Source organism: Natrinema thermotolerans (genome assembly GCF_031165565.1).
Lineage (GTDB): Archaea > Halobacteriota > Halobacteria > Halobacteriales > Natrialbaceae > Natrinema > Natrinema thermotolerans.
This window is the reverse complement of the sequence record NZ_CP101873.1, coordinates 452,607-477,905: the sequence shown is the minus strand read 5'-3', so window position 1 is coordinate 477,905 and position 25,299 is coordinate 452,607. Positions and strand designations below refer to the sequence as shown.

Annotated in this window: 25 protein-coding genes; 14 read left to right on the top strand and 11 right to left on the bottom strand. The window is 67.7% G+C overall.

Annotated elements, in window-relative coordinates; translation table 11 throughout:
- The first annotated feature begins 22 nt into the window (after positions 1-22).
- From cyoE to NP511_RS02515, 8 genes are all read left to right on the top strand, one after another.
- On the top strand, positions 23-1,453 hold the full coding sequence (gene cyoE / locus NP511_RS02550) for a heme o synthase (protein WP_049964283.1): 1,431 nt from the start codon (positions 23-25) through the stop codon (positions 1,451-1,453).
- A 224-nt stretch (positions 1,454-1,677) separates the two neighbouring features.
- Positions 1,678-2,256 (top strand): plastocyanin/azurin family copper-binding protein, encoded by a 579-nt coding sequence (locus NP511_RS02545; RefSeq protein WP_049964282.1) that lies wholly within the window; start codon positions 1,678-1,680, stop codon positions 2,254-2,256.
- A 148-nt stretch (positions 2,257-2,404) separates the two neighbouring features.
- Positions 2,405-3,154 (top strand): SCO family protein, encoded by a 750-nt coding sequence (locus NP511_RS02540; protein ID WP_049964281.1) that lies wholly within the window; start codon positions 2,405-2,407, stop codon positions 3,152-3,154.
- Positions 3,155-3,157: 3 nt separating this feature from the next.
- Positions 3,158-3,688, top strand: a complete 531-nt coding sequence (locus NP511_RS02535; RefSeq protein ID WP_006648759.1) for a TlpA family protein disulfide reductase — start codon at positions 3,158-3,160, stop codon at positions 3,686-3,688.
- 1 nt (position 3,689) lies between these two features.
- A complete protein-coding gene (locus NP511_RS02530; protein WP_049964280.1) occupies positions 3,690-4,352 on the top strand; it encodes a cytochrome c biogenesis protein CcdA in 663 nt (220 codons plus the stop codon).
- Positions 4,353-4,650: 298 nt separating this feature from the next.
- Positions 4,651-5,193: a cupredoxin domain-containing protein gene (locus NP511_RS02525; RefSeq protein ID WP_006181565.1), complete on the top strand. Its 543-nt coding sequence runs from the start codon at positions 4,651-4,653 to the stop codon at positions 5,191-5,193.
- Between the two features lie 2 nt (positions 5,194-5,195).
- Positions 5,196-6,938 (top strand): cytochrome c oxidase subunit I, encoded by a 1,743-nt coding sequence (locus NP511_RS02520; protein ID WP_049964278.1) that lies wholly within the window; start codon positions 5,196-5,198, stop codon positions 6,936-6,938.
- Positions 6,939-7,018: 80 nt separating this feature from the next.
- Positions 7,019-7,738: a hypothetical protein gene (locus tag NP511_RS02515; protein ID WP_049964277.1), complete on the top strand. Its 720-nt coding sequence runs from the start codon at positions 7,019-7,021 to the stop codon at positions 7,736-7,738.
- A gap of 24 nt (positions 7,739-7,762) precedes the next feature.
- Here NP511_RS02515 and NP511_RS02510 read toward each other — a convergent pair whose 3' ends face one another.
- From NP511_RS02510 to NP511_RS02495, 4 genes are all read right to left on the bottom strand, one after another.
- The gene (locus NP511_RS02510; protein ID WP_233274292.1) at positions 7,763-8,455 is read right to left on the bottom strand and encodes a hypothetical protein; all 693 of its coding nucleotides are present in this window, start codon (positions 8,453-8,455) and stop codon (positions 7,763-7,765) included.
- 128 nt (positions 8,456-8,583) lie between these two features.
- Positions 8,584-11,094 (bottom strand): heavy metal translocating P-type ATPase, encoded by a 2,511-nt coding sequence (locus NP511_RS02505; RefSeq protein WP_049964275.1) that lies wholly within the window; start codon positions 11,092-11,094, stop codon positions 8,584-8,586.
- Between the two features lie 82 nt (positions 11,095-11,176).
- The gene (locus tag NP511_RS02500) at positions 11,177-11,620 is read right to left on the bottom strand and encodes a DUF3054 domain-containing protein (protein WP_006648753.1); all 444 of its coding nucleotides are present in this window, start codon (positions 11,618-11,620) and stop codon (positions 11,177-11,179) included.
- Positions 11,621-11,777: 157 nt separating this feature from the next.
- The gene (locus NP511_RS02495) at positions 11,778-12,686 is read right to left on the bottom strand and encodes an alpha/beta fold hydrolase (RefSeq protein ID WP_049964274.1); all 909 of its coding nucleotides are present in this window, start codon (positions 12,684-12,686) and stop codon (positions 11,778-11,780) included.
- A 266-nt stretch (positions 12,687-12,952) separates the two neighbouring features.
- Between NP511_RS02495 and nirK the strand changes: the two genes are divergently transcribed.
- The gene (gene nirK, locus NP511_RS02490; RefSeq protein ID WP_211249082.1) at positions 12,953-14,011 is read left to right on the top strand and encodes a copper-containing nitrite reductase; all 1,059 of its coding nucleotides are present in this window, start codon (positions 12,953-12,955) and stop codon (positions 14,009-14,011) included.
- 94 nt (positions 14,012-14,105) lie between these two features.
- Here the strand turns inward: nirK and NP511_RS02485 are convergent, their stop codons facing one another.
- Positions 14,106-14,231 (bottom strand): hypothetical protein, encoded by a 126-nt coding sequence (locus NP511_RS02485; protein WP_006180829.1) that lies wholly within the window; start codon positions 14,229-14,231, stop codon positions 14,106-14,108.
- Positions 14,232-14,357: 126 nt separating this feature from the next.
- The gene (locus NP511_RS02480) at positions 14,358-15,335 is read right to left on the bottom strand and encodes a transcription initiation factor IIB (protein ID WP_049964556.1); all 978 of its coding nucleotides are present in this window, start codon (positions 15,333-15,335) and stop codon (positions 14,358-14,360) included.
- Positions 15,336-15,507: 172 nt separating this feature from the next.
- Here NP511_RS02480 and gatC point away from each other — a divergent pair, with 172 nt between their 5' ends.
- The 4 genes from gatC to NP511_RS02460 all read left to right on the top strand — a co-directional run bounded on the left by gatC (position 15,508) and on the right by NP511_RS02460 (position 18,524).
- The gene (gatC, locus tag NP511_RS02475) at positions 15,508-15,786 is read left to right on the top strand and encodes an Asp-tRNA(Asn)/Glu-tRNA(Gln) amidotransferase subunit GatC (RefSeq protein WP_006180831.1); all 279 of its coding nucleotides are present in this window, start codon (positions 15,508-15,510) and stop codon (positions 15,784-15,786) included.
- A 2-nt stretch (positions 15,787-15,788) separates the two neighbouring features.
- Entirely contained in the window at positions 15,789-17,063 is a 1,275-nt protein-coding gene (gatA, locus tag NP511_RS02470) for an Asp-tRNA(Asn)/Glu-tRNA(Gln) amidotransferase subunit GatA (RefSeq protein ID WP_049964272.1), read from the top strand.
- A gap of 151 nt (positions 17,064-17,214) precedes the next feature.
- Entirely contained in the window at positions 17,215-17,628 is a 414-nt protein-coding gene (locus NP511_RS02465; RefSeq protein ID WP_049964271.1) for a DUF8048 family protein, read from the top strand.
- Between the two features lie 107 nt (positions 17,629-17,735).
- Positions 17,736-18,524, top strand: coding sequence for a formate/nitrite transporter family protein (locus NP511_RS02460; RefSeq protein WP_049964270.1), 789 nt, complete (start codon positions 17,736-17,738; stop codon positions 18,522-18,524).
- Positions 18,525-18,611: 87 nt separating this feature from the next.
- On the opposite strand, the gene NP511_RS02455 is transcribed toward NP511_RS02460, so the two are convergent.
- Positions 18,612-18,962, bottom strand: coding sequence for a helix-turn-helix transcriptional regulator (locus NP511_RS02455; RefSeq protein ID WP_006180834.1), 351 nt, complete (start codon positions 18,960-18,962; stop codon positions 18,612-18,614).
- A 72-nt stretch (positions 18,963-19,034) separates the two neighbouring features.
- Positions 19,035-19,838 (bottom strand): NRDE family protein, encoded by an 804-nt coding sequence (locus NP511_RS02450; RefSeq protein WP_049964269.1) that lies wholly within the window; start codon positions 19,836-19,838, stop codon positions 19,035-19,037.
- A gap of 236 nt (positions 19,839-20,074) precedes the next feature.
- Here NP511_RS02450 and NP511_RS02445 point away from each other — a divergent pair, with 236 nt between their 5' ends.
- The gene (locus tag NP511_RS02445) at positions 20,075-21,664 is read left to right on the top strand and encodes a BCCT family transporter (protein WP_049964268.1); all 1,590 of its coding nucleotides are present in this window, start codon (positions 20,075-20,077) and stop codon (positions 21,662-21,664) included.
- A 16-nt stretch (positions 21,665-21,680) separates the two neighbouring features.
- Here NP511_RS02445 and menE read toward each other — a convergent pair whose 3' ends face one another.
- Genes menE through NP511_RS02430 form a run of 3 tightly spaced genes read right to left on the bottom strand, consistent with a single transcriptional unit; the run spans position 21,681 to position 25,242 of the window.
- Complete coding sequence (gene menE / locus NP511_RS02440; RefSeq protein WP_049964267.1) at positions 21,681-23,207, bottom strand: o-succinylbenzoate--CoA ligase; 1,527 nt, start codon at positions 23,205-23,207, stop codon at positions 21,681-21,683.
- Positions 23,204-24,301, bottom strand: a complete 1,098-nt coding sequence (locus tag NP511_RS02435) for a mandelate racemase/muconate lactonizing enzyme family protein (protein WP_049964266.1) — start codon at positions 24,299-24,301, stop codon at positions 23,204-23,206. The genes menE and NP511_RS02435 overlap by 4 nt, the downstream gene beginning before the upstream one ends.
- Positions 24,298-25,242, bottom strand: a complete 945-nt coding sequence (locus NP511_RS02430; RefSeq protein ID WP_049964265.1) for a 1,4-dihydroxy-2-naphthoate polyprenyltransferase — start codon at positions 25,240-25,242, stop codon at positions 24,298-24,300. The genes NP511_RS02435 and NP511_RS02430 overlap by 4 nt, the downstream gene beginning before the upstream one ends.
- Positions 25,243-25,299 lie beyond the last annotated feature (57 nt).

Sequence of the window (25,299 nt, the reverse complement as noted above, 5' to 3'; positions counted from 1 at the left end):
ACGGCTGGGAGTGTACCCACGGATGACAACGGAACACAGTCAACGACGGTTCGCGGACCTACTGACAGCGACGGTGATCGCGGCGTACGTCCTCGTGGCGCTCGGGACCGCCGTCTCGACGACCGATAGTGCGGCCGCCTGCAGCGCGTGGCCGACCTGTTCGACCGATCCGATCATCGGCTCGGCCACCGGCGACACTCTCCTCTACTGGGGCCATCGCGTGGCGGCGCTCGTGGCCGGCTGCCTCGTCCTCGCGTCCGGGCTCGCCGCCCGCCGGGTCGAGGTCAACCGCCGTGTGGCCGCCCTCATCGGTTGTGCGCTCGTTCTCTTTCCCGTTCAGGTCCTCCTCGGTGCGACCATCGCCGTCGGTGGGCCGTCGGTTGCCGGCCCCGTCCACCTCGCGCTCGCGATGGCCATCTTCGCCTGTCTCCTCGTCGCGCTCGTGTTCACCCTCGATGACGGCACGCTCGAGGAGGAGACGGACCGGTTGACGCCGACGCCCGAGTCGCCGACCAGCGGCGATGACGCGGGCGGATACCCGGCGACGGCCCCGCAGCCGACCGGCCGGAGCGCCCGGCTCAAACGGACGATCGGCGCGTATCTGACCCTGACCAAACCGCGACTGATGTGGCTGCTCTGTCTGGTCGCGCTGGCGGGGATGGGACTGGCGACGCTTTCCGGCGCGGCGCTCGAGCCGTCGACGGCGCTTGCGACGCTTGCCGGCGGCGTCCTCGCGATCGGAGCGAGCGGAACCTTCAATCACGTCTACGAGCGCGACCGGGATCGGCGGATGAATCGAACGTCGGATCGGCCGCTCGTCCACGACCTCGTGCCGGCGCGCAACGCCGTGGCGTTCGGGGTCGGGCTCACGGCCGTGTCGATGGCCGTTCTCCTGACGTGGGTCAACGCGCTCGCAGCGGTGTTTACCCTCGCTGCGATCGGGTACTACGCCGTCCTCTATACCGTCGTGCTGAAGCCGAACACGGCCTGGAACACGGTGTTGGGCGGCGGTGCAGGGGCGTTGCCCGCAGTCATCGGCTGGGTCGCCGTCACCGGGCGCGTCGGGCTCCCCGCCGTCGCCCTCGCGGCGGTGATCTTCCTGTGGACGCCCGCCCACTTCTACAGTCTCGCCATCGCGTACCGCGACGACTACGCGCGTGGGGGCTTTCCCATGTACCCGGTCGCGGAAGGCGTCGCGGCGGCGCGTCGCCACATCGCGTTCTACCTCGGCGCAACGTTGCTGGCCGCCAGCGGCCTGGGCTGGGTGGCTGGCTTAGGCTGGGTCTACGGCATCACATCAGTCGCCCTCGGCGCCGTCTTCCTGCGGTCGGTGGTCCGCCAGTTCCGGCAGCCGACCGACGAGGTCGCGTTGCGGTCGTTTTACGTCTCGAACTACTACCTCGGGGCGATCCTGCTGGCGATCGTCCTCGAGACGCTCGTCGTCGCGGGCTGACCGGCGTCGCCCTCGACGGGGCGTCGCCGACGGTCGAACGAACGCCCGATGCCGAGTCCCGCCGCGACGAACGGCCTCTTTTTATTGACCGTCTGAACATGTACGCCCCTCCTCTTACCGCCCGAGAACTGTCGTACCGGTTGAACCGGCTAGCCCTGCTAGACGAGCGTGAGGGCAACGACTCGAGACCTGTTCGATCGATCGCCACACCGCATCATAGACCCATGACACACCTCTCACGCCGTACCGTCCTTCGATCGACCGCCTGTACAGTCGGCCTCGCGTTGGCGGGCTGTCTCGCCGAAGGCGACGAGCAGTCTGATGACGAGCAGCCGCCCGAAAACGCCGGGGAACTCGGCACCCCTGCCGAGGCAGTCACGATCACGGCGAACTCCCGGCCGTATCCTGAGTTCGACCCGCAGATCATCCACGTCGTTCCCGGCGGGACCGTCGAGTGGCTCGTCGAGACCGGTCGCCACGACGTCACCGGCTACCACGAGGATAGCCATGGGCCTCACCGAACTCCCGGCAGCGTCGAACCGTGGGGGAGCGACCGACTGACCGGGGTCGGCTCCGAGTACGAACACACCTTCGATACCGAGGGCGTCTACGATTACGTCGACACGCAGCAGGTCTGTACCTCACACGAAGTCGCCGGGAACGTGGGCCGCATCGTCGTCGGCTGGCCCGACCCCGCCGACGAGCCTGCGATGGCCGACCCCCAGCCGGAACTCCCGTTACAGGTCGTCAACGCGATCGAACTGTTCAACGAGAAAACCCGTCCCGTACTCGAGGAGGCATGAACGACGGTGTCTCGGGTCGGCCGGCACGCCTCGAGCCGTCCGTCGGACGCGCCGCTCGGTGGGCCCCTGTCGAACATGTTCGCGCATTTCTATCGGGTCGGGAATCCGAACAGCGCTTTACCACCGACAGCCGCAAGGAGCAACTATCATGAACCGCCCAGATCCGACTCTCGATCGACGAACGGTACTGCAGACAGTGGGCGCGACGGCCGTCGGCGCGTCCGTCGCGGGGTGTTTGTCCCTGAACGGCGCCGACAGCGACGGCGACAGGCCCGTCCTGTCAGCGCCCGAAAACCACGAGCGGATCAAGGAAGCGGGGCTTCCGCACCCGATTTACGGGGAGGAGATTCCCGAAGCCACGGTCCCGGCACCGCTCCACGAGCGCTCGATCACGACCACGGCGTTCACCGGCGACCGTCACCTGATGCTGACGTTCATATACACCAGCTGTACGACTGTCTGTACGGGACTGACCGCCGCCCTGCGGCGAGTGCAGGCCGATGCGACCGATCGCGACTACGCGGACGAGATCGCGTTCCTCCCGACGACGTTCGATCCGGAATACGACACGGCGGACGTCCTCGAGGCCTACGGCAAGGACTACGGCGTCGACTTCGACGCTGGGAACTGGTATTTCCTCCGGCCGGACACGCCCGACGACGCGAAGGCCGTCGTTCAGGACACGTTCGGCGTCGCGTTCGAGCAGGGCGACGAGTCGTCCGACGGCGGGGACGACGAGACGGATCACGATGACATGAATCACGACCGACAGTTCGTCCACACGTCCCTGATCCTGCTCGTGAACAAGGACGGCGTCGTCGAGCGGGCCTACACGGGCGGCTCGCCCGACGGTAACGATATCGTCGAGGACGCACGGACCGTCGTGGAGGGGTGGTGACCGATGCGCCGTCGCGAGGTCCTCGTGGGAGTCACCGGACTCGCCGCCCTCGGCGGCGGCGCGCTCGCGGTCGGCGGATGGAACCCCCTCGAGAGCGGCGACGCCGTCGAGCCGATCGAACTCGAGACGATCGACGCGCCCGGAAGTACCGCGGGCACCGCCAGCGTTCCCGAACGCGGCCGCGTGACGTTCGTCGAACTGTTCGCCACCTGGTGTGGCGTCTGTGAGAGCCAGATGGAGCCGCTCGCGGCGGTCCACGGGACGGTCGACGACGAGGTCCAGTTCGTCTCCGCGACGAGCGAACCCGTCGGGAACACCGTCACTCGAGACGACATCGCGACCTGGTGGCGCGATCACGACGGCGATTGGCCCGTCGCACTCGATACCGATCTCGAACTGACGGAGGCCCTCGACGCCTCGGGCGTTCCGTACGCGTTCGTGCTGGACGAATCGAACACGGTCACGTGGTCCGGTCGCGGGCGCAAATCGGCCGACGAGATCCGATCGGCGATCGACGCTGCCGGAGGTGGGTGACATGGCGAGTGGCGAACTCCTCGGCACCGTGGTGTTCGCCCTCGGTGCCGGCATGGCCACGTTCTTTTCACCGTGTGCGTACGCGCTCTTGCCCGGGTACGTCGGCTACTACGTCGCCGCGACCGGTGACGAGACCGCGCCGCCGCTGTCGGGGACGCTCGCCCGCGGGCTCGCTGCCGCCGCCGGCGCGGTGGGGGTCCTCGGTGCGCTCTCGGTCGCCGCGGTCGTCGCGGGCGAGACGGTTGGCCAGGCGTTGCCGCTACTGGAGTACGGCGTCGGCGTCGGATTGATCGCACTCGGGATCTGGGTGGCGTACGGCGGCAGTGGTGCCGTCCACGTCCTCCTGCCCGAGCGCCGGTCGACCGTTCTCGGGTTCGGCCTCTTCGGCGCGATGTACGCGCTGGCGGCGGTCGCCTGTGTCCTCCCGCTGTTCCTCGGGCTCGCGTTTCGGTCGCTGACGATGCCGCCGCTCGAGACGGCACTGGTACTCGGGACGTACGCCGTCGGGTTCGGGTCACTGACGGTCGCGATCACGGTCGCGACGGCCTTCGGCTACGCATTGGGTGCCGGCCGCATCGCCGGCTACGTCGACCGCGTGGTCCGACTGGCGGGGGTCGTGCTGGTCGTGGCCGGCCTCGGCCAGCTGTACGTCGCCGCAGTCTGACACCACCTCGGCCGCGATCCTTTCGCCGTCCTGTCACCATTAGCACCTGCCATCAGTTTATTCGGCTCTTCAGCGGCTCTGATGGGAATATGTGCGGGGGAATCGATATGCAAGTTCCACAAGGAGATCGGGTCGAACGGAGCTATGGCACCATCACAACGAACCGAATCAGAACCGACGATGCAACGATTGTACGACCGCATCTGGCTACTCGCAGCGGCAGCGCTCCTGTTTTTCGCGCTGTCGTACGTTGTATGGGGCTGGATAGACGTCTTCTCGGTTCCCATGGGGTGATTCGATGACGTCACCGATCAAACCCCCGGACGGAAACTGGTGGGACCAACCCGTCAACAGGCGCGAATCGATCTGGCTCGGGCTCGGCGTCGGCTGGTCGCTGATCCTCTTCGGCTGGATGAGCGCCTGGACCCGGGTCGGCGACCAGAACCCCATCGGCGAGACGTTCCGCGTCGAGGACGAGGAGTTCCGCGAGAAACTGACCGACTACAAAGAGCGCGCCGAGGAGACCGACGACGGCCTCGTTCCGCCGGAACAGGACGTCTATCTCCAGGCGATGCGGTTCCAGTGGGACGGCGCACCAGTCGTCCTCGAGACGGGAACGGAGTACGACTTCCACCTCAACTCGATGGACGTCCAACACGGCTTCTCGCTTCGTCCCGAGGACGCACTGAGCAAACAGATCAACCTGCAGGTGCTGCCCGGCTACGAGTGGGTCGTGCCGATGACCTTCGACGAACCCGGTACCTACCACATCATCTGTAACGAGTTCTGCGGGCAGGGCCACCGGAGCATGCACGGCACCATCGTCGTGGAGGAGGGATAACGATGGCACACAAACTAGACGTTCTCGGGCTGTTCGACAACGAGTACCGTGAGGACGGCTTCCGGACCTGCTCCGTGACGGGCCTCGAGGTCCACCGCTCCGCCGAGAACCATATCAAACTGTTCGGGCTCACGGCGGTCGTCGCCCTGTTGTACGGTGGGATCTTCGCCTTCACCGTCGCGATGACCCGCTGGGAAGTGATCGGGCTGCTCGAGCCCGGGGCCTTCTATACCCACCTGAGCCTGCACGCCTGGAACCTGCTGATCTTCTGGATGGTGTTCATGGAAATCGCCATCCTCTATGTCGGCGGGCCGATGGTGCTTGACAGACGGCTGCCGTTCACGAAGATCGCGAAGGCCGGCTGGCTCGTCATGGCCGCCGGGGCGGTCCTGGTCAACTACGCCATCTGGACCACGGAAGCACCCAACGAGGCACCGCTGTTGACGGCTTACGTTCCGATGCCGATCTCGCCGCTGTTCTACGCGGGTGCGATCGTCTTCATTTTGGGCACGGTCGTCGCAGCGCTGCCGTTCTTCGCAACGATGTGGTTCGAGAAGCGCGAAAACCCCGGCAAGACGCTGCCGCTGGTCAGTTTCGCCGCCTTCGTCACGTCGATCATCGCCGTCGAGGCGCTGGTCGGCGGCCTGCTCGCGTTCGGTCCCGCCCTGCTGTGGCGTCTCGAGATCATCGAGTGGTGGGACGCGGCCTGGTACCGCCAGATGTACTGGATCATCGGCCACGGCACCCAGCAGATCAACCTCGTGGCGATGATCGCGGTCTGGTACTTCGTGACACACGTCGTCGCGGGCGCGGAGGTCGCCAGCGAGAAGATCTCGCGGACGGCCTTCATCCTCTACCTGTTCTTCATCAACCTCGGGGCGGCACACCACCTGCTGTCCGACCCCGCCGTCTCGACCGGCTGGCGGATCTGGAACACGTCCTACGCGTTCTACGGGGCGACGTTCGCGAGCCTGATCCACGCGTTCACCATCCCTGCCGGGCTCGAGGCAGGCCGGCGTAAACGCGGGAAAGGCGGCGGTCTGTTCGGCTGGCTGACGTCCGCGCCGTGGTCGAATCCCGTGTTCTCCTCGACGATCTTCTCGATCATCCTCTTTGGCTTCCTCGGGGGGATTACGGGTGTCATGATGGGCCAACTCCAACTCAACATGACCTGGCACAACACGTTCGCGACGGTCGGGCACTTCCACGGCACCGTCGTCCTCGGGACCACGGTCGCGTTCATGGGCCTGGTCTTCTTCGTGATCCGGACGATGTTCATGCGCCAGTATATCTCCGAGCGGCTGGCCGCGATCCAGCCGTATTTCTACTCGGCCGCGATGGGCGTGGCCGTCCTGATGATGATGTACGTGGGTATCCTCTACGGGATCCCGCGCCGAACCGCCGAGGTCGTCGAGAACATCCCCGGCACCGAGTTCAGCCTCTCGGCCGCCGCACCGCTGTTTGCGGTCTTCGGGATCTTCGCCCTGCTCGCGATCGCCGGCGGCGTGTTGTTCGTCCTCGTGGCGGTCGGCTCGCTGGTCTTTGGCGACCGCGTCGAGAACGGCGACAACGCCGACCTCGTCGCCGACGGCGGCCTCGGGATGGCACAGGATCCCGATGACCCCGTCCACGCCTACGAGATGCGCGGCACGTTCGTCCTCTGTCTGGTCTTCCTCGCGGCGTTCGTGATCACGTACCTGCTGAACTGGTATCTGCTCACGCAACTCTGGTCGATCGGGGCCTAACCGATCGGCCCCGACCCCTGACGAACCGACCGCCCCTCGCGGGCGAACCGACGCTCGACCCACCGATTACCGACGCACGAATGACAGCATCCGACACCGACGCGACCGCATCGCCGCTCGAGTACGTCAGGCACGTCGTCCAACAGGCCTGGCGTGACATCTTGAGCGTGTACTACGCGAACACGCCGATCTGGCGGCTGTTCAAGAGCGTCGGCCTGCTCTTTTTCGGCTTCTTCTGCTGGACGGCGTCGAACCTCCTGTTTTCCTACGGGGTCGAGTGGACGATCCTCGAGTACGTGCGGGCCTACGGCTTCGCCCTCATCCTGTGGGGGCCGTTGACTCACGCCGTAGTCGTCCCGCTGGTGATCCGGCTCCGGCGGACCGCAAACCGGCCCATCGTCCGGACGATCGCCCGTAACGGGTCCAAGATCAACCTCTCGATCTTCCTCGCGATCGTCCTGATTCTGGGGACGGCCCCGATCTCGCCGATGATACTAGACTTCCAGCCAGCCTCCGACGACGGCTCGAGTGCGGACGTAAACCCCGATCTCACCTGTACGCAGGCGGACGGGGAGATCACCTGCGCACTCTCCGACTCCGAGGGGATCGACAGCGTCGTGGTGACCAGCGGTGGAAGCGAGGTGACACGGACCGAGCAACCGCCGTACAACGTCACGTTCCGGGAGGCCGACCTCGAGGAGACGGTCGGTCAGAAGGAGTTCATCGTCGAACTCCGCGACGAGGACGGCGAGACGCTGCGGCGGTACCGGCGGTCCGTGGCGTCGGTGTCCGAAGCCTAACTCGTCACCGATCGCCGGAACGGCTCAATCGAAGACCGTGACGAGATCACCCGCCGCGAGCGGGTCCGGGGCGTTGGCTTCCCGCTCGTTCGGCTCCACCGTCGTCGCGTCGCCGTATTCGACCCTGGCTGCGCCGGTTTCGTCGACTGCGTAGACGACGCCGCTGGGCGCAGCGTCGGCGACCGAAACTGCACCGTCCTCGTGGAGTACTGACCCGACGGCACCGACTCGATAGAGGAATACGATGTGCGGGTTCTTGGCCCACAGTTCGCTGTCTTGGACGCCGTAGTAGACGTTGAGGACGCGGCCGGGCCCCGAGCGGTCACAGAGTTCCTCGTGGGTCACGTACGCGTTCTCGAACTCGTGGACGAAGTCGACGACCGCGTCCGTCCCGAACTCGGTCTGTGGCTCCGGATACGGAAGCGTCGCCGCCGTCTCGTACTCGCGAGTGTCGCCGCCTTCGTCGACCGTGATCCGTTCCGACTCCCGCTTGCACTCGGGACGTACTGGCCCGTCCTCGAATCGACTCCGAACGGTCGCCTTCTCACCCCATCTTTCGGCTCGGTCCGAACCGTCGTCATCGGACCGGTCCGCGTCATCGTCGTCAGATCGATCCGTTTCGCTCCCGGTTCGACCCTCGTCGGCACCGTCGTCGAGACAGCCGGCGACCGCCCCCGTTACCGCGCCGGCCGTCGACAGCATCGCTCGTCGGTTCATATACGAACGTGTTGGAGATCCGACTGCATAAACCCGGCTCGAGCTAAAACGGCCGTTTCAGTTATCCGGAACGGGTATCGAGGCGGTGAGACCCCGGCGTTGGCCCTCGAGGCGTCGCGGGCCCCGGGTCACCGATCGTCCGACAGCACCGGCCGCGAGGAGTTGACGACGACGATTGCGCTGCTGGTCGCCATCGCGACGGCGGCGAACAGCGGGTTGAGCAACCCCGCTGCGGCCAGTGGGATCGCGACCGCGTTGTACAGCAGTGCCCAGCAGACGTTCTCACGGATGCGCCGTCGCGTGCCCGCTGCGAGATCGAACACGGCGGGGACGGCGCGGAGATCGCTCCCGGTCACGACGGCGTCGGCGGCGTCGGTCGCGCGAGCGGTCCCGCTGTCGAGGGCGATCCCGACGTCCGCGGCCGCCAGTGCGGGCGCGTCGTTGGTTCCGTCGCCGACCATCGCGGTGGTCCCCTCGTCGGCGAGCCGCCGGACGGTCTCGACTTTGCCGTCCGGCGGGACGCCCGCGAAGACCCGATCGACCGCCGGATGGTCACGGAACGTCGCCGTCGCGGCTTCGTCGTCACCTGTCAGGACGATCACCTCGCGGTCGGCGACCGACTCGAGGACCTCGCGCCACTCCGCCCGCCGGCGGTCCCCAACGACCGCGACGGCCCGCGCCCGCCCGTCGTAGCCGACGACCGTGGGAAGGTCGCCGTCGGCTCGCGCCTCGTCGATCGCCGTCTCGAGTGGCGCCGGGATCGGACCGACCAGCCGTTCGACGAGGTCGGGCGTCCCCACCACGACTCGGCGAGGGGACGTGCCCGACGGCTCGGGCGCCCGCTCCTCGGGCGCGGGCCGATCGGACGCCTCGAGACCGACCGTCGCACTCACGCCCTCGCCGGGGTGTCGTTCGAAGTCGGTCACCGCGAGGTCGTGATCGCGAGGTGGCAAGTCGCCGGCCGCCGCGGCGTCGACGGTGCCGCCGTCGGACGCGACCGGGCCGCCGGTTTCCGCGCCCCCGTTTTCGGCCCTCTCGGCCGCAGCGTGGGCGACGATAGCGTCCGCCACCGGATGTTCGGAGCGGCGTTCGACGGCCGCGGCGAACGCGATCGCCGAGTCCTCGCCGTGGACCTCACGGACCGACATCTCGCCAGCGGTCAGCGTGCCGGTTTTGTCGAAGACGACCGTCTCGGCGGCCGACGCCGACTCGAACAGGGCCGCGTTCGCGACCACGATCCCGCGCTCTAAGGCGTCGCGCAGTCCGGACGCGACCGCCAGCGGCGTCGCCAGCCCCATGGCACAGGGACAGGAGACGACGAGTACCGTCAGCCCCGTCAACACGGCGTCGCCGACGGGCGTCCCCGTCGCGAGCCGCCAGGCCGTGACGAGGACTGCGACGGTCACGACGAGGGGGACGAAGACCGTCGCGAGCCGGTCGGCCAGCCGCTGGACGCCCGGGGTCGCGCTCTGGATCTCCCACATGAGCGTCGCGATCCGGTCGAGCGTACTCTCGGCGTCCTCGCCGACCTCGAGGACGAGCGCGCTGTCGGTCACGATCGCGCCGCCGACGACCCGGTCGCCAGGTTCCTTGGTGACCGGCAGGGACTCCCCCGTGAGGACAGACTCGTCGACCGCCGCCGTCCCCTCACGGACGATCCCGTCGACCGGAATCCGCTCGCCCGGTTTGACGAGCAGTTCGTCGCCGGCCGCGAGCCGATCGACGGGGACCGTTTCGGTCCCCTCCGGTATGCGGCGGGTCGCTTCCCGGACCTGCGCGGCAGTCACGTCCGCAAGCAGATCGGTGGCCCGGCGTTTGATCCGGCGTTCGTAGTAGGTGCCAAGCGAGACGATCATGATCACGGCGACGGTCACGTCGTAGTAGAGGTGGGTACTGCCCGTCGCCAGCGCGACCGTACTGTAGGCGTAGGCCGAGACGGCGGCGACGGCGATCAGCAGATCCATGTTCGGCTGGCCCACCCGCAGGCTGACGTACGCGCCCCGCAGGACGGGGTAGCCGGTATAGCACAGGACGCCGGTCGTCAACAGCCCGATTATCGCCATCGGCAGGTAGATTCCGACCGGTGAGGTCGCGTCGACCGAGAGGATCCCCGTCTCGATGCCGACGTAACTCGGATAGAGATAGAACAGGTACCACGGCATGATCAACATCGCGAGAAAGCCGCCGACCAGCAGCCGCTGGACCAGTTCCGTCTCGTCTCGCCGGCCGCCGTCGCCGTCGCGGAACCGCGCCTCGTAGCCGTAGCCCGAGAGCCGCTCGGGGAGATCGGCCCGCTCGAGCCGGTCGGGATCGTAGACGACCCGGGCGGTGTCGGTCGCGTAGCTCGCCTCGACGGTCAGGATACCCGGCTCGTCCTCGCCCAGCAGCGAGACGAACCCCTCGCAGGTCGAGCAGTGCATCCCGTCGACCGCCAGAAACGTCTCCTCGGCCCCCGCCGGCACCTCGCGGTCGGTCGACTCCCGCGCGCGATCGACTACTGCCTCGCGCTCGAGCCCGTCGACGTCGTCGAGGGTCGCACTCACCTCGAGACAGCCGCGACAGCAGAACGTCCCCTCGAGGTCGGCCGCGGTCACCGGTTCGTCGGGGATCGGCAGCCCGCAGAGCGAGCAGGAACTCATCTCACGGTCGAACGTCGTCGACGAGTCGGGGAAGCCGTAGTCCCGAACGAGTTCGGGTTAGCGGCCGATGATCGAAGCGGGATCACTCGCGGCCCGCCCGCCAGCGGTGGCCGGCCGTCACCGCCAGCCGCCACGGGAGAATAAAACCGAGCCCGAGGACGGCGTTGACCAGCAGGAACTCGGGCGGTGCGCCGCCGAGGAACAGCGACGACGAGCGAATGAGACCGCCGATCAGGGTCGCGGCGATCCACGCGACGGCGACGACTGCGAGGGTGCGCCGAACCGACTCGAGGACTCGTCCCCGATAGGCCCCGAGAAGCGGCGCAGCGATCGCCCAGCCGATCACGAACGGGGTCGCCGTTCGAAGGGTGTAGGCCGGGAACGTCCATGGTTCCATCGCGTGCATGAACAGGCCGACGCCGATGAACGCCACGACGACGAGCGCGTCGACGACGGCTACCGACAGGACGAACGGTTCGGTGACGATTCGACCGACCGACTGTGGCTGTATGCGGGATTCGATCATACTAGTCCTCGAGCGCCGCACGGACCGACGAGACGGGCCGTGATCGCCGGTGGCCCGGTACGGAGCGACTCGTTTGGGCCGACGCTCCCGTCGGATGCGGTTCCTCTCCCGAACGTGTTCTGCCGATCCGATCGGTCCCCGGTATCACCGGAGCCGGTCAAGCAGCCAGATGTGCGAGGATTTCGTCGGTGAGCCGCGCCGGCGCTTCGTGTGGCACCCAGTGGCTCGTCTCCGGGAGCAACTCGAGCCGCCCGTCGGCACACAGCATCGCGCTGTCGACCGCCAGCGAGGGGACGAGCGCGACGTCGTCCTCGCCCCATACGACGAGCGTCGGCGGCTCGATCGGCTCGGTCGGGGACCGAGGCGGATACCGGGCGGCCGCTCGATACCAGTTCAACATCGCCGTCAGCGCCCCCGTTCGGTCCCAGGCCCGGCGGTAGCGGGCCAGCTCGTCGTCGCGAACCGTTCCCGGGGCGGCCGTCCCACGAAGGGCCCGCTCGAGAACGCGGTAGTCGTCGTAGCGGGCGACGCGTTCGGGAAGCCACGGCACCTGGAACCAGAGGGCGTACCAGCTCCGGCGCAGTTGCGCCGGGTTCGATACGAGCTGGCGTTGGTAGGCGGTCGGATGCGGAGCGTTCACGATAGTCAGCCGATCGACGACCTCGGGGTGGTGGGCCGCGACCGACCAGGCGACCATGCCGCCCCAGTCGTGGCCGACGACGGCCGCGCGTTCGCGATCCTCGGTCCCGATCAGTTCGACCACGTCCCGCGTCAGTTCGGTGAGACGGTACGAACCGACGCCGTCGGGTTTCTCGCTTCGGTTGTAACCGCGCTGATCGGGCACGACGACCCGATAGCCGGCATCGACGAGCGGCCCGATGACCCGCCGCCAGCCGTACCAGAACTCGGGGAACCCGTGGAGCAAGACCACCAGCGGCGCCGACTCGTCACCGGCGGCGACGACGTGCAGGTCAATCCCGTTGACCGTTCGGCGACTCGAGTCCAGTTCGACCGACGAAACGGTCGCCTCGAGTACCGCGTCCGAAGCGCGTCCGTGTGGCTCCATGCCACCGACTTGACCGAGATCCAACATATCCGTTTGGGTCGGCCACGCTCGAGAGTCGCTTCCCGCTGGGAGTGGGACCGATGAAGGGGCTGAATTCGTGCCGGTCGACGAAATCAAACGGAAGAGGGTATTTAATGGACCCTCATATCCGGGGAACCGACGATCGGATTACTATCCGACGGGAAGCATCGTGATGGTTGATCATACGTCCACCACTATGTGTAGATAGGACAATGACCCAATCCAATCTCACCCGACGACGGGCGATGCAGGCGATCGGAGCGACCGGCGCGTTGGCAGTCGCCGGCTGCCTCGGTGGCGACACGCAGACCGACAGCGGGAACGGCGACCAGTCGGCGGCTGAGGACGAGGGGCTGCCGGCAGCCAAAGCCGTCGATGTCGACCGCATCGCGCGGGATCCGACGGACATTCCGGACCCGGTCGACTGGAACGAGCCCCGCGAACACGACGTCACGATCCGGACCGAGCGGGTCACGGCCGAGATCGAGCCCGGGGTCACCTTCGACTACATGACCTTCGAGGGGCAGGTTCCCGGGCCGATGCTTCGAGTGCGCCGCGGCGACCGGGTGAACCTCACCTTCGACGTCCCCGACGACCTGAACGTGGCCGCTCACAACATGGACTTCCACGCGGTCTACGGCCCCGGCGGCGGTGCCGACGCGACCACGATCGCGCCCGGCGACGACCCCACCCAGATCAGCTTCACCGCCGACTACGCGGGCGTGTTCATCTACCACTGTGCGATCCCGAACATGGACCAGCACATCAGTAGCGGTATGTTCGGCTCGATCCTCGTCGAACCCGAGGACGGCCTCCCCGAGGTCGACAACGAGTTCTACCTCGGCCAGCACGAGATCTACACGGACGGCGACCTCGGCGAGGAAGGCCACCACGGCTTCGACTTCGATGCGATGCTCAAGGAAGAGCCCACCTACGTCGTGTTCAACGGCCAGGCCTACGGCTTCACCCCCGACGGCGGCGTCCCCATGGAGGCCAACACCGGCGAAACTGCGCGGGTGTACTTCGCCAACGGTGGCCCGAACCTGCTGAGTTCGTGGCACGCGATCGGCAACGTCTGGAGTCGCTTCTACCGCGACGGCGACCTCCTGACCGACCCCGATCTGAACGTCGAGACCGCTCCCGTCGCACCCGGCACCACCGCTGCGGCCGAGATGGAGTTCCCGGTGCCGGGACCGGTCAAGATCGTCGACCACGCCCTGACTCGCGCCGCCCGCCGCGGCGCCCTCGGCGTCGTCGACGTCAGCGGCGAGCCCACCCGCGACATCTACGACGAGGACCCGTGAGCGGGATCGGATCCGGACGACTTTTTTGCGCGTGATGCCACCCGTCGCCGAGCCGAGACCTCGAAACCGACGCGTCGCGTCCACGGGAGCGTCGTCAGGTCCAGACGTGGAGACAATCGGTCGAACAGAAGTGGAGGTCGACCGACTCCCGTCCGTCCGGTTCGACGTAGGTCGTCAACGTGTACGCGACCGCGTCGGAATCGCAGTTGTCACAGTGCATACGGCCACGGTCACGACGACCACCCTTGAGTATCGACCTGTTAAAATATCGTTCTCGTGATTGTTCGGCGAGTAAGACAGTATTGGAACGCGACAATCACGGGTTGATCGTCGGTCGCGATGCCGCTCAGGCCGGCGCGCCGCCGTCGGCCTCGAGCAGTTCCTTGTAGCGGTTGCGGATGGTGACCTCGGAGATGCTGGCGACGTCGCTGACGTCGTTTTGGGTGACCTTCTCGTTGGTCAGGAGGGCGGCGGCGTAGACGGCGGCCGCGGCGAGGCCGACCGGGGACTTGCCGCTGTGGACGCCGCGTTCCTTGGCCGTCGACAGGAGGTCGCGAGCGCGGCGTTCGGTCTCATCGGCGAGATCGAGATCGCTGGCGAACCGGGGGACGTAGCTCTCGGGATCGGCCGGCTGGACCTCGAGGCCGAGTTCCCGGACGACGTACCGGTAGGTGCGGGCGATCTCGGCTTTCGCGACGCGGGAGACGGCGGCGATTTCGTCGAGACTGCGGGGGGTGCCGGCCTGTCGGGCGGCGGCGTACAGCGACGCCGTGGCGACACCTTCGATCGACCGACCCGGCAACAGGTCCTCCTCGAGGGCACGCCGATAGATCACGCTTGCAGTCTCGCGGACGTTCTCGGGGAGACCGAGGGCAGAGGCCATCCGGTCGATCTCGCCCAGCGCCTGCTTGAGGTTGCGCTCCTTGGAGTTACGGGTGCGAAAGCGCTCGTTCCAGGTACGCAGGCGCTGCATCTTCTCGCGTTGGCGACTCGAGAGCGAGCGGCCGTAGGCGTCCTTGTCCTGCCAGCCGATGTTGGTCGAGAGCCCCTGGTCGTGCATCATGTTGGTCGTCGGCGCGCCGACGCGGGACTTCTCGTCTTTCTCGGCGGCGTCGAACGCGCGCCATTCGGGGCCGCGGTCGATCTCGTCTTCCTCGACGACGAGGCCACAGTCCGTACAGACCGTCTCGGCACGTCCGTCGTCGGAAACCAGTCGGCCACCACACTCGGGACACTCGGTTCGCTCGTCGGCGGTCTCGGTCGATGTCTCGGACTCGGTTTGGCGGGGCTCGTCGCTTCGCGTTCGGATGGGTGAGTCTGTCATTGTCAGCGAGACGGGTACCAGTGGCTGGAAAACGTTCTCGTGACCCATATAACGGAATCATGTCAGTTAAACGCTGGGATCGAGACAGTCCGCGGCGGGCAGCGGTCGGCGGACGGTTCGACGGCCCCGCGGTATCGAAACCCTTACTCTCCGGAGGCCGGTCTGACCACGTATGAGCGACGACGCCGTCAGTCCCGAGGAGGTCCGCCACGTCGCGGAGCTGGCCCGCGTCGACCTCGACGACGAAGAGGTCGACCGGTTCACCGGGCAGTTCGCGGACATCCTCGAGTACTTCGAGACCCTAGACGAGGTGCCGGCAGTCGATCGGGACGCCGATCTCGCGAACGTGATGCGGCCCGACGAAGAACGCGAATCGCTCTCGAGCGAGGACGCGCTCCGGAACGCGTCGGAAACCGAGGACGGCTACTTCAAGGGGCCCAACGTCTCGTAACCATGTCCGAGGACATTTTCATCACCGAAGAGCGGATCGAGGGAGCCGACGACGGCCCGCTCGCCGGTCGGACGGTCGCGGTCAAGGACAACATCTCGACCGAGGGGGTCCGGACGACCTGCGGCTCGCGGATGCTCGAGGACTACGTCCCGCCCTACGACGCAACGGTCGTCTCGCGGCTGAAGGAGGCCGGCGCGACCATCGTCGGCAAGGCCAACATGGACGAGTTCGGCATGGGGACGACCACCGAGACCTCCTACTTCGGCGCGACGGACAACCCCGCCGCGCCGGGCCACGTTCCTGGGGGCTCCTCGGGGGGTTCCGCGGCCGCCGTCGCCGCCGGCGAGGCCGACCTCGCGCTGGGTTCCGACACCGGCGGCTCGGTCCGCTGTCCCGCCGCCTTCTGCGGCGTCGTCGGCATCAAGCCGACCTACGGCCTCGTCTCGCGGTACGGCCTCGTCGCCTACGGCAACAGCTTAGAGCAGATCGGCCCCTTCGGCGAGACCGTCGAGGACGCCGCCGAACTGCTGGACGTGATCGCCGGCAGCGACGAGCGCGATGCGACGACACGCGAGGCGCCCCTCGAGGCCGATGAAACCTACGCCGACGCCGCGACCGGCGACGTCGATGGGCTCTCGATCGGCGTTCCGACGGAGCTGCTCGAGGGAGCCGACGAGGGGGTCGTCGAGACGTTCTGGGACGCCATCGCCGACCTGGAGGATCGGGGCGCGGAGTACCACGAGGTCTCGCTTCCCTCGGTCGAACACGCCGTCGAGGCTTACTACGTGATCGCGATGTCGGAGGCTTCGTCGAACCTCGCGCGGTTCGACGGCGTCCGCTACGGGCAGTCGGGCGGCTACGACGGCAACTGGAACGAGACCTTCGCGAAAGCGCGCGAGGAGGGGTTCGGCGACGAGGTCAAACGGCGGATTCTGCTGGGGACCTACGCACTCTCCGCCGGCTACCACGACAAGTACTACAAGAAGGCCCAGGACGCCCGCGCGTGGGTCAAACAGGACTTCGACGATGCCCTCGCGGAGGCGGACGTCCTCGCCAGCCCGACGATGCCGGTTCCGCCGTTCGAACTCGGCGAGAGCCTCGAGGATCCGCTGCAGTTGTATCTCGCCGACGCGAACACCGTGCCGGTGAACCTCGCGGACCTGCCCGCGATTTCGGTGCCGGCCGGCGAAACGGACGGGCTCCCCGTCGGCCTCCAACTGATCGGCCCCGCATTCGGCGAACGGCGGCTGATCCGAGCGGCGAGCGCGCTCGCCTGAGACGGGTTGCTGTCCCGATTTCCCGGCGCAACCGCTGCCCGGGTCGCGGTTGCGCCGGCAATGACTGACAGGAAACCGTCTGAACGACGGATAGATTTTTGTGTACGTCTGTCAATCCTCTGCGTACCGAACGGTTCACTCGAGGGGACTTATGAAAATCGCACAGGATCAGGAGGTCGAATTCGACGAATTCTCGCGGGCGTGTGATCTCGTCGAGAGCTATTTCGGGGAAACGATCGATGACGTCGCATTGCACGCGCCGGTTTCCCGCCGGCAACTCACCGCGGTCCTCGCGCGCGCACAGTTGTCGGGCCGACAGCTCGCCATCGACGGCCTGACCGAGGAGGGCGAGGTCGTCTATCAGTCCGACGACGAAACGCTGCTGTGGCTCGACGGCGGATTCTGGACGGATATGCGCGGCCAGCACCACCTAGAGCCCGACGAGGGCCGGGCCGCACGAGAGGTCCATCGGCGACTCATCGAAGCGTTGGACGGCGACGTCCCCTACTACAACCGCGAACGCGACCCCTTCGTTCTCATCGAGCGGTTCGATCCCTACGAGTGATCGATTCCGCCGGGCCGCCGGGGTCGGCTCCCGACCCGACGCACAGTGTCTCGACGTCCGGCGTATTCATGTCCCGCTCTTATTTATCAACGAACCGTAACTAGCCCGTGTCCGTCGCGCCGGATCCCGCCGAGATATTCGATCGGGCCGTCGACGAGGGCCAGCGACGACTCGAGCAGTCGCTGCTCGAACTCGCGGCGACCAGCTTCATCGCGGGGTTTACGATCGTCTTCGGTATCGTCGCACTCGGCGTCGTCGACGGACTCGTCGAACCGCAGTTCGGCGAGGCCGCACACGTGGCTGGCGCGCTCACCTTCGGCGTCGGCATGGTGTTTCTGGTCGTCGGTCGCACGGAACTGTTCAACGAGAACTTCTTCGATCCGGTCGCGGCGGCGGCCGCTCGGGACGGCACGTGGCTGCTGGTCCCGATCGGTCGCCTGTGGGCGGTCACGCTCGTCTTCAACCTCGTCGGCGGGTTCCTCTTCGCGGTCGTCTTCGCCGTCGACGGGGTGCTGCCGCCGGAGTCGGCACACGCGCTGTCCGGCACCGCCGAGGGGATCGTCAACCGACCGGCGAGGGGAATTTTCGCGAGCGCGATCGTCGGCGGGGCGCTCGTGAGCCTCCTGTCGTTCCTCCTGGCGGCGGCCGACAGCGTCGGAAGCCGGCTCGCGCTGGCCTATCTCGTCGGCTTCCTGTTGGCGCTTGGCCCCTTCGACCACGTGGTCGTCACTGCGATCCACGTCTTCTTCGGGTACCTCTTCGACGCGGCGATCGGTTCCGGCGCGCTCGGGGAGACGATCGCCGTCTCGGCCGCCGGCAACGTCGTCGGCGGTATCGGGCTGGTCACGTTCGCTCACGTCGCGCAGGTGCGGGGCGCGGACGGACGCGACGACTGACCGGGGCGAGACCCAGCGCTCGAGCGGCTCTCGATCGAGAACCGGCAACCGATGAAAGAGCGGTGGTCCGTCGACGCGGTCGACGGGTTACTCCTCGTAAGCGAGGTTCATGATCCACTGGGAGAAGGCGTCGCTGTTGGGGTCGACCTCCTCCTCGCCGATAAACGGTGAGAGCATGTCGCCGGCCATCAGCAGGGTGAAATCGAGGTCACGGGCGGTCGGCGAGATGTAGTAGGTGTTGTGTCCCTCGTAGACGGTCTCCTCCCGGTCGACCAGTTCCTTCTCGACGAGCGACTCGACGATTCGACTGCCCTTCCGCGAGGAGACGTCCAGTTCCTTCCAGAAGTCGCTCTGGTGGATACCGCCGGACTCGCGGACGAGTTCGAGGCCCGCGCGCTCGGCCTCGGTGAGTTCGGCTTCGGCCGCGGACACGCTCACGGCCACCACCTCGCCGTGTGCGTCGCTACAGGCAGGAGTGCGTCCATACCCATACCAGATAGTGCGAGCCGCTTAAATGTGCCCTTCGCCGTCGATCGCCGGATCCGCTCCGTCGGCGTCGACGGCCCCCGACACGCGTTCGGGGAGAGAGACCGACTCGTAGCTCGTCCGACAGGGCGGCCCCGGCGCGAACTCGTATCGTGTCGTCTCGGGACCGAGCGCGAGCAGCGACGACGAACGGGTCCCGAACCCGTCCCGGTGAATGCAGACGCCGTAGTCGTGGTCTCCCAGCACCGATCCCCCGCGCTCGAGCCAGTCGCCGACGGTCTCGCCCGATGCCGGCGCGAGCGCATCCCGGACCGCTCGAGCGTTGTCCGCCTGCGCTCGGCCGACCGCCGCTCGATCCGCCGGGATGTCGACATCGTCGTCGACCGCGACGTTGACGACGACGTGGACGCCGGGCTCGAACTCGGTCAGCGTGAGGTCTCCGTCCCACTGGTAGCAAAACGCCTCGTCGGCGTCGGCGACAACCAGATAGAACCCGCTGTACTCGTCGGCAGCGGTCGCGTCCGCCACGATCGAGCGGGCTTCGGCGGCCGAACGCGCCTCGAGGACGTCGGCGACGAGCAGCCCCCGAGAGCGGTCGCCGGCGAGATCGGCGGTGGCCCACTTGTTCGTGAGGCCGACGAAGACGCCGTGTTCGTTGTAGCCGATCCAGGTGCCGCCGGCCTCGGCGTCACGCGGCGCGACGATCAGCGGGTCCTCGCGGTAGACGCCCGGCGGGTCCGACGCCCGGCCGATGGCTTCGTCACGGTTCGCGGCGACGGCGACCGGTGCCTCCTCGAAGACCTGCCAAGCGAGCGTGAGCGTACACACGGCTCCGGGTAGGGCGGCAAGCGGCTTAACTCCGGGTCCGGCGGCAATCCCGTGGGTTCCGCCCAGCTATCCTGTAGTGTGGTACCGATCCTGTAGCGGCGTTCGATACAAAGGGTTCTTCAACGATTAGGAGTGGGATCCGAGACACATCTGATGCTGGCTCACACAATCGTGAGTAGCGACGATACGCAGACGACCGCCGAACGGAACGGCGACGAGCGCAGTGGGGTCGAACGATGAACGTCGGTCGACTCCTCGGCCTCGAGGACGCCTCGCGGGGAGAGATGGCCCTGTTTTTCGTGACGATGGGCGTGATGCTCTCGCTTGGGATCGTTGGATTCCTGCGGCCGTCGGCATTGAGTAGTGCGCTCATTGGGGCGAAAAGCTGGGTCCTCGTCTACTTCGGCTGGTGGTTCATCCTGCTTGGGTTCGTCCTGCTGGTCGCCGCGACCGCGTTCACGGCCTCGCGGTACGGCCGGATCCGGATCGGCGGCCCCGACGCCGAGCCCGAATTCGATCGCTTCTCGTGGCTATCGATGGTCTTTACCGTCGGGTTCGGCGCGTCAGTCCTCATCTGGGGCGTGGCGGAACCGGTTTCGATCGTCCAGTATCCCCCGCCGGATCCCGCGCCGGTCCAGAACGCATCCACCGAGTCGATGGCGCTCGCGTTCATGTTCATCCACGAGGTGTTCCCGGGGCTGGCGATGTGGTATCTCCCCGTCGCGATCGCCTTCGGGATCGCGGTCTACACGGACGGCATCGGCGAGTACAAGATCAGTTCGATGCTTGCCGGCGTCGTCGACAAGGGCCGAATCCCGGGCCTCTACTGGCTGGTCGATCTGGCGGCGCTGATCGCCACGATCGGCGGCATCGCGACGACGCTCGGGTTCAGCGCACAGACGATGTCCTCGATCCTCAGCGGCGTCTTCGGCCTCGAGGCGCGGATACTCACCTACGCGGTGTTCGCGCTGATCGGGCTGGTCTTCCTCGGTGACGTCTGGCTCGGCCTCCGGAAGGGGATCCGTAACGCGGCCCGGGCGACGGTGATCCTCATCGGCGCCGCGATGGCCCTACTCGTGGTGATCGGGCCGACGCTGTACATGCTCGAACTCCACCTCGACGCGACCGGCGTCTGGCTCAGCAACCTGTTCCGGCTGTCGCTGTACACCGCGCCGGGGGCCGAGGGCAACTGGGCGGCCGACTGGACCGGCTTCTGGTGGGCCTGGTGGGCCGCCTGGAGCATCTTCGTCGGGAGCTTCGTCGCCCGCGTCTCGAAGGGCCGCACGATCAGGGAACTGTTCGCCGTCCTCGTGCTGGTCCCGACGCTGTTTACCTGGATCCAGCACGGTCTCATCGGCGGCTGGGCGCTCGCACCGGGGTATCAAGCCCCAATCGCGGAGGCACTGGCCGCGTCGGGCAATCCCGCAGCCATCGCGAAAGCCCTCGAGATCACGCCGTATGGAACGATTCTCGCCGTACTCTTCGTCTTCATCATCGCCGGCTACATCATTACCTCGCTCGACTCGGCGGTGTTTATGATTTCGGCGATCACGCTCGGCGACGAGAACCCGAACCCGCGAAACCGCGCGTGGTGGGGTGCCTTGCTCGCCGTCTTCGGGATGATGTCGCTCGAACTCGAGGAGTTCAGCGCCATCGAGTCGCTGTCGGTGACGATGGCGCTGCCGTTCTCGCTGTTCCTGTTGCTCGTCCTGTACGGCAGCTACGTCGTCGCCAGAAACTACGTTCGCGACAACGAGACGCCGGTCTCGGAGCCGCCGACCCGCCGTCAGCGGCCAGTCTCCGAGAGCGTCTCCGACGACGACTGACCAGCGACGCGGGAGACTACCCGCTCAGGTCGGTCCCGTCCGTAAGCAGGCGCTCGCGGACCGCCTCGCGGTCGACGGTCCCCGATGCCGTCCGGGGAAGTGAGTCGGCGACCCCGACCGTCTTCGGCCGCTTGAACCCCGCGAGACGCTCGTCGCAGTGAGCGAGCAGGGACGCTGGCTCGAGCGATGCGGCTGCCCCCGCTTCGGGGACGACGAGCGCCGCGACCCGTTCGCCCCACTCCGGATCGGAGAGACCCACGACCGCGGCGTCCTCGACAGCTGGGTGGGACCGCAGCGCCGCGACGACCTCGCCGGGGTCGACGTTCTCGCCGCCGGTGACAATGCGGTCGCTGCGGCGGTTGAGGACCCACAGCCGGCCGTCTGCATCGCGGTAGCCGACGTCGCCGGTGTGGAGGCCGTGGTCGTCGAACGCCGCCGCGGTCTCGGCGGCGTCGAGATAGCCCGGCGTCACCGTCGGCCCCGAGACGACGAGTTCGCCCTGTTCGCCCGGTCCGAGAACCGTGCCGTCCTCGTCGACAACAGTCACGTCGGTTCCGGAAAGCGGCTTGCCGACCGTCCCCTCGTGGGCCGCGGTCTCGGCCGGCGTCGCCGTCGCGATCTGGGAGGCGGTCTCGGTCATGCCGTAGGTCGGGTGGGCCGGCACGCCCCGCTCCCGACAGCGCTCGAGCAGTTCCCGCGAGGCCGGGGCACCGCCCAACAGGACGAACCGCAGCGATTCCGGCGGTTCCCAGCCGGCCTCGAGCAGGCGCTTGCATATCGTCGGCACGAGCGAGACGCCCGTGATATCGTACTCGTCGACGACGCGGGCGGTGTCGCGGGGGTCGAACTCGCGCTGGATCACGGCGGTCGTTCCGTACAGCGTCGACCGGACGATCGGTGCCAGCCCGCCCATGTGATACATCGGCAGACAGCAGAGCCACCGGTCGGCCGGCAGGACGCCGAGCCGGAACGCCGAGGCGGTCGCGCTGGCGACGAGGTTGCCGACCGTCAGTCGGACGGCCTTCGGCTCGCCCGACGTGCCCGACGTGAACATGAGCAGATGCGTGTCGTCGCGCTCGAGCGCGACCGGCGTCACGGACGCCCCGTCGATCGGCTCGAGCGGGTCGACGCCGTCGCGATCGGGGGCGTCGACCGAGCGGATCGGGGCGTCCGTGACCTCGAGGGCGAGTTCTTCGGTCGCCGCCTCGCAGACGACCGCGTCGACGGCGGTACGGTCGGCCTTCGAGGCGAGTTCCGCTGCCGTTTCCCGGACGTTCAACGGGACGATCGTGACGCCGAGTCGCATCGCCGCGAAGTAGACCTCGGCGAACGCGACCCGCGTCCCCATGAGGACGCCGAGGCGATCGTCGGGGCCGGAGACGACGGTCTCGAGTCGCGCCGCGACGGCGTCGACCCGCCGGTCGAACGCCCTGTACGTCCACGATCGGTCACCGTCGGCGTCGACGAGTGCCGTCGCGTCCGGCGTCGTCGAGGCACGACCGGCGAGCAGGTCCCGCGTCGGCCACTCGAGGCCGCCGGTCATCGGTCACCCCAGACGTCCGAGACGCCCAGTCCCTTCGCCTGCGGGACGACGGCCGACCCCTTCTCGATCAGGACGGGATCCCGGCCCAGATCCGTCGCGAGCAGATCGCCGGTTGCCAGTCCGCAGGCCGGCACGTCGGGGATCGCGGCCGCCAGATGTACCGCGCCGGTGCGCGCGACGACCCCGTCGATGGTGGTCGTCACCAGCGGCGCGACCTCGAGTTCGGACAGCCACGCGGCGACCTGTCGAGCGACGTCGATCCCGCCCAGCGCCATCGGCTTCAGGACGACGACGTCGGCCGCCCCGGCGTCACAGATCGCGTCGACGCCGTGTTCCAACAGCCCCTCGTCAAGCGCGATCGAGACGCCCGGGCTCTCCTCGCGGAGGTCGGCGTGACCCTCGAGCGCGCCCGCCGGGAGGGGCTGCTCGAGGATCGAGACGCCGCAGTCGGCAAAGCCCTCGAGCGCCGACTGGGCCTCCTCGAAGGTCCAGGCCTCGTTGGCGTCGGCCCGCAGTTCGATCCGGTCGCCGACGGCCTCGCGGACTCGGCGGACGCGTTCGATGTCGTCCTCGACGCTCCGGAGGCCGACCTTCAGCTTGCAGGTGGTAAAGCCCCGATCTACGGCCGCGCGGGCCGCGGCGACCGTCTCGTCCGGTGAGCCGTCGCCGATCGTCGCGTTGACCGGCACCCGCCCGACCATCGGCCCCTGTCCGAGGTAGCGATACAGCGGCGTCGACTCGCGGGTCGCCTGCAGATCGGCCAGTGCCAGCGAGAGGGCGTGACGGGCCGCGACCTGCCGGTCGACGGCCTCGAGGGCCTCGCTCGGGCCGTCGGTTCGAAGCGCCTCCTGTGCGCGCTCGAGGGCGCGCTCACAGTCCTCCCGGGACTCGGTCCAGCCCGGCAGCGGCGTCGCTTCTCCGTAGCCGACGGCCGGCTCGTCGCCGGCTCCGTCGCTGCCGTCGTCGGCCTCGTCGACCAGTCGGACGAGAAAGCCGTCCCGGGACGCGATCGTCCCGTCGGCCGTCTCGAGCGGCTCAACGAGGTCGAGCGAGAAGGGACGATACGCAAGCGAGAGGTCCTCGGCGGCGCTCATAGCAGCACCAGCCCCCCGGCGAAACAGACGGCATAGATCGCGAGCAGCTTGCCGGTCGCCTCGAGCGCGGGGTTGAGCGCCTCGCCATCGGTTCGGGTCAGGACGGTTCGCGCGATCGTCGCGGCGTAGGGCAGCGTCACCAGCGGGAGCAACACACCGGGTCCGACGTCGGTCGCGAGCCAGAACCAGCCCGGAACGACGTAGGCGATCGCGAGCATGGCCACGTACTCCACGCGACTCCAGCGGTAGCCCAGCCGGACCGCGAGGGTCCGTTTGCCCGCCTCGGTGTCGGTCTCCTTGTCCCGGACGTTGTTCACGACGAGAATCGCCGTCGAGAGCCCGGCGATCGGCAGGCTCGCGATCACGGCCTCGAGCGGGACGGTGCCGTCGGGGATCGTCGTCGCGAGCGGCTCCGCGAGGACGGCCGCGGCCTGTACGTAGTAGGTCCCGGTCACGGCGACGAGGCCGAAGAAGACGAAGACGAAGAGATCGCCCAACCCGTGATAGCCCAGCGGATAGGGGCCGCCGGTGTAGGCCCATCCGCAGAAGACGCTGACGAGTCCGACGACGAGGATCGGAACGCCCCCCACGTAGACGAGATAGGTCCCCGAGCAGATCGCCAGTCCGAAGGTGACGATCGTCGCGAGCTTGACCTGTGCGGGCGAGATGAGCCCCGACTGGGTGACCCGGGTAAAGCCCTCGCGGTCCTCGGTGTCGGCCCCCTTGACGGCGTCGTAGTAGTCGTTCGCGAAGTTCGTCCCGATCTGGATCAGCGCCGCGCCGACGAAGGCCACGATCGCCGGCAGCGGCGCGAACACGCCCTCGGCGGCCGCCAGCCCCGACCCGACGATCACCGGGGCCGCGGCCGCGGGCAAGGTCTGCGGGCGGGCCGCCATCAGCCACGCCTTCGTCCGTGATGTCTCGACCTCGGCCGAACTCATGGTTCGAGTGTCCCACTCGAGAGAGTGTCAACGTTGGCATTGCGAGTGACCGCCGGC

Bases quoted from the DNA above. Each gene is read 5' to 3' on its own strand.
- NP511_RS02515 (WP_049964277.1), top strand. From the start codon at position 7,019: ATGACAGCATCCGACACCGACGCGACCGCATCGCCGCTCGAGTACGTC.
- NP511_RS02485 (WP_006180829.1), bottom strand. From the start codon at position 14,231: ATGCACTGTGACAACTGCGATTCCGACGCGGTCGCGTACACGTTGACG.
- NP511_RS02535 (WP_006648759.1), top strand. From the start codon at position 3,158: ATGCGCCGTCGCGAGGTCCTCGTGGGAGTCACCGGACTCGCCGCCCTC.
- NP511_RS02545 (WP_049964282.1), top strand. From the start codon at position 1,678: ATGACACACCTCTCACGCCGTACCGTCCTTCGATCGACCGCCTGTACA.
- NP511_RS02525 (WP_006181565.1), top strand. From the start codon at position 4,651: ATGACGTCACCGATCAAACCCCCGGACGGAAACTGGTGGGACCAACCC.
- NP511_RS02540 (WP_049964281.1), top strand. From the start codon at position 2,405: ATGAACCGCCCAGATCCGACTCTCGATCGACGAACGGTACTGCAGACA.
- NP511_RS02505 (WP_049964275.1), bottom strand. From the start codon at position 11,094: ATGAGTTCCTGCTCGCTCTGCGGGCTGCCGATCCCCGACGAACCGGTG.
- NP511_RS02445 (WP_049964268.1), top strand. From the start codon at position 20,075: ATGAACGTCGGTCGACTCCTCGGCCTCGAGGACGCCTCGCGGGGAGAG.
- NP511_RS02430 (WP_049964265.1), bottom strand. From the start codon at position 25,242: ATGAGTTCGGCCGAGGTCGAGACATCACGGACGAAGGCGTGGCTGATG.
- nirK (WP_211249082.1), top strand. From the start codon at position 12,953: ATGCAGGCGATCGGAGCGACCGGCGCGTTGGCAGTCGCCGGCTGCCTC.
- gatA (WP_049964272.1), top strand. From the start codon at position 15,789: ATGTCCGAGGACATTTTCATCACCGAAGAGCGGATCGAGGGAGCCGAC.
- NP511_RS02495 (WP_049964274.1), bottom strand. From the start codon at position 12,686: ATGGAGCCACACGGACGCGCTTCGGACGCGGTACTCGAGGCGACCGTT.
- menE (WP_049964267.1), bottom strand. From the start codon at position 23,207: ATGACCGGCGGCCTCGAGTGGCCGACGCGGGACCTGCTCGCCGGTCGT.
- NP511_RS02500 (WP_006648753.1), bottom strand. From the start codon at position 11,620: ATGATCGAATCCCGCATACAGCCACAGTCGGTCGGTCGAATCGTCACC.
- NP511_RS02520 (WP_049964278.1), top strand. From the start codon at position 5,196: ATGGCACACAAACTAGACGTTCTCGGGCTGTTCGACAACGAGTACCGT.
- gatC (WP_006180831.1), top strand. From the start codon at position 15,508: ATGAGCGACGACGCCGTCAGTCCCGAGGAGGTCCGCCACGTCGCGGAG.
- NP511_RS02435 (WP_049964266.1), bottom strand. From the start codon at position 24,301: ATGAGCGCCGCCGAGGACCTCTCGCTTGCGTATCGTCCCTTCTCGCTC.
- NP511_RS02530 (WP_049964280.1), top strand. From the start codon at position 3,690: ATGGCGAGTGGCGAACTCCTCGGCACCGTGGTGTTCGCCCTCGGTGCC.
- NP511_RS02480 (WP_049964556.1), bottom strand. From the start codon at position 15,335: ATGACAGACTCACCCATCCGAACGCGAAGCGACGAGCCCCGCCAAACC.
- NP511_RS02510 (WP_233274292.1), bottom strand. From the start codon at position 8,455: ATGAACCGACGAGCGATGCTGTCGACGGCCGGCGCGGTAACGGGGGCG.
- cyoE (WP_049964283.1), top strand. From the start codon at position 23: ATGACAACGGAACACAGTCAACGACGGTTCGCGGACCTACTGACAGCG.
- NP511_RS02465 (WP_049964271.1), top strand. From the start codon at position 17,215: ATGAAAATCGCACAGGATCAGGAGGTCGAATTCGACGAATTCTCGCGG.